The following is a 10073-nucleotide window of genomic DNA, read 5'->3' on the forward strand; positions in this document are numbered from 1 at the left end:
CCCCCACGGCAACGGCGTTAGCGCGCTGCTTCACGCGCCTTTCGGCCCGCCGGTTTTCCGTCCGACGCCGCGAGCGACGCAATGAAGTCGAGAAATGTCCGCACCTTCGCAGGCACATGGTGACGCGACGGATACAGCGCGTAGAGGGGAAATCGATCGTCGGGCCAGTCGGGGAACAGCTCCACGAGCCGGCTGTCGGCGAGCATCTGTTCGACGCCGAATTCCATCACCTGCGCGATCGCATGACCGGCAACACAGACACTGTGCATCGTGCCGACATCGTTGACGGTGAGCCGGCCCGCGACGTCGACGGTGATCTTCTTGCGGCCGCGATGGAATTCCCATTCGAACGGATGCCCGGTCTCTGGATCGCGGTAGCGGATGCACGCGTGCGTATCGCTCTCCAGATCGGACGGTTGCAGCGGCCGGCCGCGCCGCTTCAGATACGACGGCGCCGCGACGGTCAGAATGCGCGTTTCCAGCAGCTTGCGGGCCACGAGGCTCGACGGCCGCGGATGCCCGAAACGCACCGCGAGATCGAAGCCGTCGGCGATCATGTCGCCCAGTTGATCGCGCGTGACCAGTTCCACTCGCAACTCCGGGTAGTCCTCGATGAACGCGCCGAGCCGTGGACCGAGCACCAGCCGCGAGAAAAACGGATCGACGTTCACTCTCAGACGGCCGCGCACGGCCGTCGCCCCCTGGGTCGCGGTGGTCGCAGCTTCTTCCAGCGCCGCGAGCAGCGGCATCACCTGTTCGTAGAGACGGCGGCCCTCGTCGGTCAGCGTGACGGAGCGCGTCGTGCGTTCGAGCAGACGCACGCCGAGGCGCCCCTCGAGTCGCGCGATCGATCGGCTCACACCCGATTGCGACATGTCGAGCATGTCGCCGGCGCCGGCGAAGCTGCCAGTATCCACGATCGCGGACAACACGCCCATGCCGTTCAGAATGCGTTCGTCGAAGCCCGCCATTGATGCTCTCCCGGCATGGATAAAATGACACTCATGTTATCGCGAAACGAGTCGATGGCGCACAGAATGGCACCATCGAAACGGATTGAAGAGGAAACGACATGTTTGCGATCACAGGAATCACAGGGCAGGTGGGTGGTGTCGTTGCGCGGGTGCTGCTCGGGGCGGGACAGGATGTGCGGGCGGTGGTCCGCGATCTCGCGAAGGGCGCGCACTGGGCACAGCAGGGATGCGATGCCGCGATCGCGGAGATGACCGACGTGGCCGCGCTCACACGCGCGTTCGCGGGGACCGACGGCGTGTTCGTGTTGCTGCCGCCGAACTTCGATCCGTCGCCGGGCTATCCGGAATCGCGCGCGGTGATCGCCGCGGTGCGCGAGGCACTGCTTGCGGCGCGGCCGTCGCGGGTCGTGTGCCTGTCGACGATCGGCGCGCAGGCTACACAGGACAATCTGCTGCAGCAGCTCGGCATCATGGAGCGCGAGTTCTCGACGTTGCCGATGCCGGTCGCGTTCCTGCGAGCCGGCTGGTTCATGGAGAACGCAGCATGGGACATCGAGCCGGCGCTTGCGACGGGTAGGGTTCCCGCCTTTCTGACGCCGCTCGACAAGCCGTTTCCGATGGTCGCGACCGCCGACATCGGCCGGGTGGCTGCGGGTCTGTTGCGCAAGACGTGGGACGGTGTGAAGATCGTTGAACTCGAAGGTCCGCACCGCACGTCGTCGAACGACATCGCCGCGACGTTGTCGCACCTGCTCGGCAGGCATGTGCGGATGCAGCCGGTGCCGCGCGAGACGTGGGAAACGCTGTTCGCGTCGCAGGGAATGAAGCATCCGCTGCCACGCATCCAGATGCTCGACGGCTTCAACGAAGGATGGCTCGAGTTCGAAGCGCCGACGCAGACTGTCAAGGGTTCGGTTTCGCTCGAGACGGTATTGAGCGGATTGATCCAGCGCGCGGCGGAAGCGGCGTGAACACGTACATGGGACCAGAGTAAGTGCTTTGCATGGGACTGGAGTCACACAATGCGAGTGTTAATTACCGGCTCAGCCGACGGACTCGGCCAGATGGCAGCGCGTCTGCTCGTCGCGAAGGGGCACCGGGTGGTGCTGCACGGACGGAACGCGGCGCGCGCGCAGCAGGCGCTCGATGCGGTGCCGGGCGCGGAGACAGCGGTGTCCGGCGATCTGTCGAGTCTTCGCGAGATGGCCGACGTCGCCGGGCAGGTGAACCGACTTGGGCATTTCGATTCGATCATTCATAACGCCGCCGTCGGGTATCGCGAGCGGCAGCGCATCGAAACCGTCGACGGCCTGCCGCACGTCTTCGCGATCAACACGCTCGCGCCGTACGTGTTGACCGCGCTGATCGACGCGCCGCAGCGGCTCGTCTATCTGAGTTCGGGCCTGCATCGCGATGGCGACGCGAGCCTGCACGATCTCGAGTGGCGAACCCGGCCGTGGAGCGGCATGGCCGCGTATGCGGATTCGAAACTGCACGACGTGGTGCTCGCGTTCGCGGTGGCGCGTCGCTGGCCGCATGTGCTGTCGAACGCGCTCGAGCCCGGTTGGGTCGCGACGAAGATGGGCGGCGCCGGCGCGCCCGACGATCTCGATGCGGCACCGCGCACGCAAGTCTGGCTCGCCACCGGCGACGATGCGGCGGCGCGTGTGAGCGGGCAGTACTTCTATCACCTGAAGCCGCGTCACACGCATCCGGCTGCACACGATGCCGGTGTGCAGGATCGTCTGCTCGATGCGTGCGAGCGGCTGTCGGGCATCCCGCTACGTCGCCGCGCCTAGCGGCACCGTTAGCGACGTACCCGCCGGGTCCAGCTGCAACTCGGTGCCCGCCTCGGGACGCAGCGTCGCTTCGTAGTCGCTCGACAGCACGACGAAGCCGAGCCGGTGACCTGCCGCGAGCGTGTAGTCGCGCGGCATGAACGTAAGCTGCAGGTCATACGGCATGGCAGGCTGAACCGGTTGCGACGCACCGATCGATGCGCGGTTGCGCGGGTCGGTCCATGCGCGCGTGATGATCGTCGCGGTGCCGTCGGGCGCACGGTCGACCAGCAGCCCGGTCACGTTCGCGACCCCGGAGAACGCGAGACGCACCTTCGCGGTCGCCGTGCCCGACAGGCGGCTTGCAGTTGCAAGCGGAGCGGTGTCGAAGCGGCTGCGGTGCGCGCCGCTGTCGGCGTTCGCGAGATCGAGTGCCATGATCTGCGCGTCGTCGGTGAACGTTGCGATCGGGCCGCCGCTCGCGTAGCGCAACAGCACACCATCGCGCGAACCGTCGCCTCCCGCGAAATAGCGGATGGAGCGTGCACTGCTCGCGGGCCACTGCGTTTCCTTCAGCAGCGTGCCGTCGGTCTGCTCGATCACCGCGCCCGCATCGCGTTCGATCGCGTTGTCGTTGCCGAGCAGATAGCGCGTGAACCAGCGGTTCACTTCGACCGTCCACGCAGCGCCCATCGCTTGCCGGTCGCGCGGGTCCATGTGCGGTCCGCGATGCAGCCATAGCTGCGTCGGCACGTGTTGCTGCCGCATCGACAGATACCACGATATCGATTGATCGGTCCGGACGTTGTCGTCGATCAAACCCTGCGCGATCAACGCGGGCGCAACCGCGTTGCGCGGGGAGATTTCGCGCGCAGCCCAGAACGCGGAGTAGTCGCCGGTGACGCGATCTTCGTCGCGGTACGCTTCGTCGATCAGATGCGTGCAGCGTTCGGGGTGCGCGTTGGTCAACAGCGCCTTGATGTAGACGTCGACGTCCTCGCCCTGATAGCCGTCCGGCGCGCGCACGAGTCCGGCCTGGCGGTAGTAGCCGTACATGTTGGTCAGGCCGGCGATCGGCACGATCGCGTCGAGGCCGCGCGTGTGCAGACTCGCGACCATCTTCGGCAGCGTGCCGTCATACGACACGCCGTACATGCCGACGTGACCGGTGGACCAGTCGGCGACGACCGGTTTTCCGGTGCTATCTTTTGCGACCGCGTCGCGGCCGAGCCAGCGGATCACCGATGCCATTGCCACCGATTCGTCGTGCGTGAGGATCGTCGGGCAGCCATCGGAGCCCGCGGTGCCGAGCGAATCCGCATAGATGATGGTGAAGCCGCGCGGCACGAAGTACGCCTCGATCCACGAGCGTGCGGCCACGGCCATGTTGGCCTGTTCGCGCAGATGCGAGATGGGTGACGGCACAGCCTTGAGGATGCGGGTAGAGGACTGCGCCGATAGGCCGGGATGAGGGCTGCCGTCCAGCTCGACATCGACGTCGTGGTCCGGGGCGTCGGCGAGATCGTTGTTGTACGGACTCGCGAGCACGATGACCGGCGTCTTCGCGCCGTCGGCGGTTTCGGACGGTCGCACGATGTGCACGTGGATCCGGTCCTTCGTGCCGTCGCCGTCGGAATCGACCGGCGTGTCGACCCAGGCGTCGGCGGTGATCGTGCTGCCCGACAGCGACGGCTGCACCTGGCCGTCCTTGATCACCGCGCGATACTTGCTGTTCGTGACGCTCGCATACGGTACGCCCGACGGCGACAGCTTTGGTGTGCCGCTCGCGTCCGGCGCGTTGGCGGAGGAGGGCGTGTCCTGCTTCGACTCGACGGCCTTGCTCGCGGCGCCGCCCGAACTGCTGCTGCCGTTGTCTCCGCCGCATGCCGCGAGCAATGCGGTCGCCGCAAGCGCGGTGATCCAGAGATGCTGTGAACCGGTCGAATGCCGTGCCATCGTGTCTCCCTCGTTATCGGAATGTAGGGAATGGTAGTGGGCTTGAGTCGGGGCATTGCTCACGCTTTCTCACTTCCGGTCGTGCGAGCGGCGACGGAGCGATGCGGTGATGCGAATCGGGAGGGATGGTTGGGACGGTTGGGAATCGGAAAAACACGGACGCAGAAAAGCAAAAAGCCCAGTCGAAATCGACTGGGCTTTTGCCTGAAACTGTTTGGTGCCGGAAAGAGGAATCGAACCCCCGACCTTCGCATTACGAATGCGCTGCTCTACCGTCTGAGCTATTCCGGCATCAGGGAACCGCGATTATAGGGATGTTTTGCGCCCCTTGGCAAGCCCGATGCTCAATTTTTTGACTCGAGGTGATAGCGCGTCACGCGGTCCACTTCGTTCTTCGAGCCGAGGAACACGGCGACGCGTTCGTGCAGGCTTTTCGGCTGGATGTCCAGAATCCGCTTCTGGCCGTTGGTCGCCGCGCCGCCCGCCTGCTCGACGATGAAGGCCATCGGATTCGCCTCGTACATCAGGCGCAGCTTGCCGGGCTTGTCCGGCGTGCGCATGTCGGCGGGGTACATGAAGACGCCGCCGCGGTTCAGGATGCGGTGCACGTCGGCGACCATCGATGCGATCCAGCGCATGTTGAAGTCCGCCTGCCGCGCCCCGTCCTTGCCATCCTTCAGCTCGCCGATGTACTTCTGGACCGGCGGGTACCAGTGCCGTTCGTTCGACGCGTTGATCGCGTACTCGAGCGTGTCGACCGGGATGCGCATGTCGCTTTGCGTGAGCACCCACGATCCGAGTTCGCGATCCAGCGTGAAGCAGTTCACGCCGTGGCCGGTGGTCAGCACGAACACGGTCTGCGGACCGTACACCGCATAGCCCGCCGCGACCTGCTGCGTGCCCGGTTGCAGGAACGACTGCTCGGTGGACTGCTGGCCGTCCGGCGAGCGCAGCACCGAGAAGATCGTACCGATCGAAACGTTCACATCGATGTTCGACGACCCGTCGAGCGGATCGAACACCAGCAGATATTCGCCCTTCGGATAGTTCGCGGGGATCGGGAAGAACTGCTCCATTTCTTCCGATGCCATGCCGGCCAGGTTGCCGCCCCATTCGTTCGCTTCGAGCAGGATTTCGTTCGACAGGATGTCGAGCTTCTTCTGCACTTCGCCCTGCACGTTCTCGCTGCCGGCGGTGCCGAGCGCATCGCCAAGCGCGCCCTTGCTGACGTGATAGCTGATCGCCTTGCACGCGCGCGCGACGACCTCGATCAACAGGCGCAGGTCGGCCGGCAGATTGTTGTTCTCGCGCTGCTCTTCGATCAGATATTTGGTGAGGGTGGTACGTCGCTGCAGGGCCATTGCTGTACTCCGGAAAGGCGAAAGGGACGACCGTGATTTTACCCGCTCGGCTCGGGTGTTCCGCGTTTTGCCGTGTTTTGTCGCAATCGCGCGGCGGCGGCACGCTCATGATCGGCGAAGGCAGCGTAAAAAAGCCGGCACCCGTGCCGGCTTTTGATGCGACGGAGGCAGCGCCGTGCTTACGCGAGCGCTTTCTCGACGATCTCGCGTACGTCACGCGATTTCACCTGCGCGGCGACCCGTTCGAGCGCGCTGCGCATTTTGTCGCGCAACGTCGGCGTGAAGCGGCGCCACAGTTCGAGCGAACGCGCGAGCCGCGCGGCGACCTGCGGATTCAGTGCATCGAGCGCGATCACCTGCTCGGCCCAGAACGCGTAGCCCGAGCCGTCTTCCGCATGGAACTGCGAGGGGTTAGCCGCACAGAAACTGAAGATCAACGAGCGCGCGCGGTTCGGGTTCTTCAGGTTGAACGCCGGATGTGACATCAGTGTGCGCACGATGTCGATCACCGGACGTTGCGCGGAGCCGCGCTGCGTTGCCTGCAGCGCGAACCACTTGTCGATGACGAGCGGCTCCTTTTCGAAGCGGCGGTAGAAATCGCCGAGCGCGTCCTGCGCACGCTGTACCGCGCGGCTGTCGCCGGCCGCGGATGCGGTGAGGAGCGCGGACAACGCCGCAGACCGGTCGGTCATGTTGTTCGCCGCGTCGTACTGCGCGCCAGCGAGACGGACCGCGTCGGCCGGATCGTCGAGTTCCGCGAGATACGCGAGCGCGAGATTCTTCAGCGCGCGATGACCGCCCGCATCGGGGGTTGCTTCGTATGCACCGGGCGTCTGATGGCGTTCGTAGATCGTGAGCAAGTCGCGGTGCAGCGCATTGGCGAGCCGCTTGCGGACGAACTGCCGCGCGACGTGCACCGCAGCCGGGTTCGACTCGGCCATCTGCTCGGCAAGATAGGCCTCGGACGGCAGCATCAACGCAAGCTCGCGGAAGGCGGGCGACAGCGTTTCGTCGGTCAGCACGCGGGCGAATGCGCCGATCACGGTGTCGTCGAACTGCAGCGAGTCGCCCGACGCGGCACGCGCGGCGAGCCCGAGCAGTTCGCGCGTCGCGAGCCGCTGACCCGCTTCCCAACGGTTGAACGGATCGCTATCGTGCGCGAGCAGGAACGCGAGTTCGTCGGCCGAATAGTCGTAGTCGACGATCACCGGTGCCGAGAAATTGCGCAGCAGCGACGGCAGTGGTTTCTCCGTGACGTCGACGAACGTGAAGGTCTGTTCGGTCTGTGTGAACTCGAGCACGCGCGTAGTGCCCTGCGCGGCGGCCTCGCCTTCGAGCCGCAGCGGCAGGTCGATGCCGTTCGCGCCGATCAGCCCGATCGCGAACGGGATCAGCAGCGGTCCCGTCTGCGTTTCGCGTACGGCCGGCGCGATGCTGGCCGGGTCGCCATGACCCTGCGTGAGCGTCACGCGATACTGGCGCTGCGCGGCGTCGTAGTGCGTGCGCACGGCGACGCGCGGCGTGCCGGCCTGGCTGTACCAGCGCTCGAACTGTGCGAGATCGCGGTCGTTCGCGTCGGCGAGCGCGTGACGGAAATCGTCGCACGTGACGGCCTGGCCGTCGTGGCGGCGGAAGTACAGATCCATCCCGCGACGAAAGCCTTCGCGGCCGAACAGTGTCTGGTACATCCGCACGACTTCCGAGCCTTTCTCGTAGACGGTCATCGTGTAGAAGTTGTTGATCTCGACGTAGCTTTCCGGTCGTACCGGATGCGCCATCGGACCCGCGTCTTCGGCGAACTGCATCTGGCGCAGCACGCGGACGTCCTCGATGCGTTTGGTCGCGCGGGCGGCTTCGTCGGTCGCGCCGCCGGCCATGTCGGCGGAGAATTCCTGGTCGCGGAAGACCGTCAGCCCTTCCTTCAGGCTCAACTGGAACCAGTCGCGGCACGTCACGCGGTTGCCGGTCCAGTTATGGAAATACTCGTGGCCGACGACGGCCTCGATGTTCGCGAAGTCGGTGTCGGTCGCGGTCTCGGGGTTCGCCAGCACGTACTTCGTGTTGAAGATGTTGAGCCCCTTGTTTTCCATCGCGCCCATGTTGAAGTCGCCCACCGCGACGATCATGAAGCGGTCCAGATCGAGCTCGAGCCCGAAGCGCTTTTCGTCCCACTGGATCGAGTGGATCAGCGAATCCATTGCGTGACGCGTCTTGTCGAGATCGTGCGGCTCGACCCACACCTGCAGCAGCTTTTCCTTGCCCGAGCCGGAGCGCACGCGCTCCTCGAGCGCGACGAGCTTGCCCGCGACGAGCGCGAACAGATAGCTCGGCTTCCTGAACGGATCTTCCCAGCGGGCGAAGTGACGGCCGTCCGCCAGATCGCCCGTTTCGAGCAGATTGCCGTTCGACAGCAGCACCGGGTAGGCGGTTTTGTCCGCGCGCAGCGTGACGGTGTACGTGGCCATCACGTCGGGGCGGTCGAGGAAATACGTAATGCGCCGGAAGCCTTCCGCTTCGCACTGCGTGAAAAAGTTGCCGCTCGACACGTAGAGGCCGGACAGCGTCGTGTTTTCCGCGGGGTTGCATGCGCTGACGAGCGTGAGTTCGAACGCATCGGGCACGTCGTCGATCGTGAGACCGTGCTCGTGCGGACGCACGGCCTGATACGGCGTACCGTCGAGCGTCGCGCCCACGAACTCCAGCTGCTCGCCCATCAGTTCGAAATGGGCGGCGCGAGTGGCGTCCGGATTGCGGCGCACGCGCATCGTGTTGCGGACGATCGTGCGGTCGGGGGCGAGATCGAATTCGAGCGCGACGGTATCGATCAGGAAGGCGGGCGGCGCGTAGTCGGCGCGGCGGATCACGACGGGAGTTGCGGTATCGGCCATGGTTGTCGGAAGAGAAGGGGATTCGGAGCCGGTCCGCGGGTGCGCGAACCTGACATAGCAGTCCATTGTACAAAGGCTCGGCGGTTCCTGCGGGGCGAACTTTTTACCGCTGCGGACAGTCAGCGTATTATCGGGCCGCTGCACGCCGCGTGACGCGCGGCTCGCGACAGGCAACACGAGGACGACCATGAAGCTCGATCGATGGACCCGGCTCGCCGCATTGACGCTGGCGGCGCTGACCGTACTGTTTTCCGGCTGCACGACCTACGTGGCGAGCCGGGTGACCGCATTCTCCGACTGGAACGGCAGCGACGCGACGCGCACCTACGCGTTCACGCGCACGGCCGGGGAACAGAACAATCTGGAGCAGACCACCTACGAGCGGATCGTCGCCGACGAGCTTGCCACCAACGCGTTCCGCCACGTCGACCCGGCGGCGGCCCACTATCTGGTCGGGCTGACGTATTCGACCCACGCCGATACCGTGACAGTCGCTCAGCCGGTCTACTACAACCCGTGGCCGGGCCCGTACTGGGGACGTCCGTACGATCCGTGGGGACCGTTCGGGCCGCCGTTCCCGGCGGGCTACGTGAATCAGAGCTATCCGGTTTCGGTACACACGCTCGGCATCCGGATCACCGAGCGCGCGACCGGCAAGGAGGTCTACAACGTCACGGCGCGCACCGGTGGCGACGAGCCGTCGCTCGTGCGCGCAATGCCGTATCTGGCACGCAGCGCGCTCGCGGACTTTCCGCTTGCCAACGGCACCGTGCGCACGGTGAAGATTCCGGTCGATAAAAACGATGGCCGGTCGAATGAAGTAGCCGGCGCGCCGGCTGCCGCGACACCTGCGGCCGCGTCCGCGCCGCGGGTCGTGCAGTAGGCGGGATGTCAGTTTTGCCGGTGCGGTCTGTATGAACGGCTGCACAGAAAAGACGGCCTCGACTGAACCGACCCCGCAAAGTTGGACAGTTTTCGGCTAGGGCCGCGAGGGCTGAGTCCTGTACATCACGGGACTCAGCCCGTTTAGTTTCAGCTTGATGCGTTTGTGGTTGTAGTAGTGGATGTACTGTCTGATACCTGCCTTGAGCGCGTCCACGCTGTCAAACCTGTTCA

General features: G+C 65.3%; 8 protein-coding genes and 1 tRNA gene. 3 read left to right on the forward strand and 6 right to left on the reverse strand.

From position 1 onward, the window contains the following. Window positions 1–17 precede the first annotated feature (17 nt). Window positions 18–971 (reverse strand): LysR family transcriptional regulator, encoded by a 954-nt coding sequence (locus ACREXZ_RS30430; protein WP_431767845.1) that lies wholly within the window; start codon window positions 969–971, stop codon window positions 18–20. Window positions 972–1072: 101 nt separating this feature from the next. Between ACREXZ_RS30430 and ACREXZ_RS30435 the strand changes: the two genes are divergently transcribed. Together ACREXZ_RS30435 and ACREXZ_RS30440 are read left to right on the forward strand one after the other, a co-directional pair. After that, on the forward strand, window positions 1073–1945 hold the full coding sequence (locus ACREXZ_RS30435) for an NmrA family NAD(P)-binding protein (protein ID WP_431767846.1): 873 nt from the start codon (window positions 1073–1075) through the stop codon (window positions 1943–1945). Window positions 1946–1996: 51 nt separating this feature from the next. Further along, entirely contained in the window at window positions 1997–2773 is a 777-nt protein-coding gene (locus ACREXZ_RS30440) for an SDR family NAD(P)-dependent oxidoreductase (RefSeq protein ID WP_431767847.1), read from the forward strand. Here the strand turns inward: ACREXZ_RS30440 and ACREXZ_RS30445 are convergent. The 4 genes from ACREXZ_RS30445 to pepN all read right to left on the reverse strand — a co-directional run bounded on the left by ACREXZ_RS30445 (window position 2756) and on the right by pepN (window position 8957). Beyond that, the gene (locus ACREXZ_RS30445; protein ID WP_431767848.1) at window positions 2756–4708 is read right to left on the reverse strand and encodes a Xaa-Pro dipeptidyl-peptidase; all 1953 of its coding nucleotides are present in this window, start codon (window positions 4706–4708) and stop codon (window positions 2756–2758) included. The genes ACREXZ_RS30440 and ACREXZ_RS30445 overlap by 18 nt on opposite strands. A 215-nt stretch (window positions 4709–4923) precedes the next feature. Continuing rightward, a tRNA-Thr gene (locus ACREXZ_RS30450) sits at window positions 4924–4999 on the reverse strand. A gap of 53 nt (window positions 5000–5052) precedes the next feature. Then, on the reverse strand, window positions 5053–6069 hold the full coding sequence (locus ACREXZ_RS30455; protein WP_431767849.1) for a class 1 fructose-bisphosphatase: 1017 nt from the start codon (window positions 6067–6069) through the stop codon (window positions 5053–5055). 179 nt (window positions 6070–6248) lie between these two features. Beyond that, the gene (pepN, locus tag ACREXZ_RS30460) at window positions 6249–8957 is read right to left on the reverse strand and encodes an aminopeptidase N (protein ID WP_431767850.1); all 2709 of its coding nucleotides are present in this window, start codon (window positions 8955–8957) and stop codon (window positions 6249–6251) included. A gap of 187 nt (window positions 8958–9144) precedes the next feature. Between pepN and ACREXZ_RS30465 the strand changes: the two genes are divergently transcribed. After that, window positions 9145–9840 carry a DUF4136 domain-containing protein gene (locus tag ACREXZ_RS30465; protein WP_431767851.1) on the forward strand — a complete coding sequence of 232 codons (696 nt, stop codon included), beginning with the start codon at window positions 9145–9147 and terminating at the stop codon, window positions 9838–9840. A 96-nt stretch (window positions 9841–9936) separates the two neighbouring features. Here the strand turns inward: ACREXZ_RS30465 and ACREXZ_RS30470 are convergent. Beyond that, the coding region (locus tag ACREXZ_RS30470; RefSeq protein ID WP_431764248.1) for an IS3 family transposase at window positions 9937–10073 on the reverse strand (137 nt) is incomplete at its 5' end.

Origin of the sequence: Paraburkholderia sp., assembly GCF_050742655.1 — a bacterium.
GTDB lineage: Bacteria > Pseudomonadota > Gammaproteobacteria > Burkholderiales > Burkholderiaceae > Paraburkholderia.

Excerpts from the sequence above, each read along its gene's own strand:
- ACREXZ_RS30430 (WP_431767845.1), bottom strand. The coding sequence starts at position 971 with ATGGCGGGCTTCGACGAACGCATTCTGAACGGCATGGGCGTGTTGTCC.
- ACREXZ_RS30435 (WP_431767846.1), top strand. The coding sequence starts at position 1,073 with ATGTTTGCGATCACAGGAATCACAGGGCAGGTGGGTGGTGTCGTTGCG.
- ACREXZ_RS30440 (WP_431767847.1), top strand. The coding sequence starts at position 1,997 with ATGCGAGTGTTAATTACCGGCTCAGCCGACGGACTCGGCCAGATGGCA.
- ACREXZ_RS30445 (WP_431767848.1), bottom strand. The coding sequence starts at position 4,708 with ATGGCACGGCATTCGACCGGTTCACAGCATCTCTGGATCACCGCGCTT.
- ACREXZ_RS30455 (WP_431767849.1), bottom strand. The coding sequence starts at position 6,069 with ATGGCCCTGCAGCGACGTACCACCCTCACCAAATATCTGATCGAAGAG.
- pepN (WP_431767850.1), bottom strand. The coding sequence starts at position 8,957 with ATGGCCGATACCGCAACTCCCGTCGTGATCCGCCGCGCCGACTACGCG.
- ACREXZ_RS30465 (WP_431767851.1), top strand. The coding sequence starts at position 9,145 with ATGAAGCTCGATCGATGGACCCGGCTCGCCGCATTGACGCTGGCGGCG.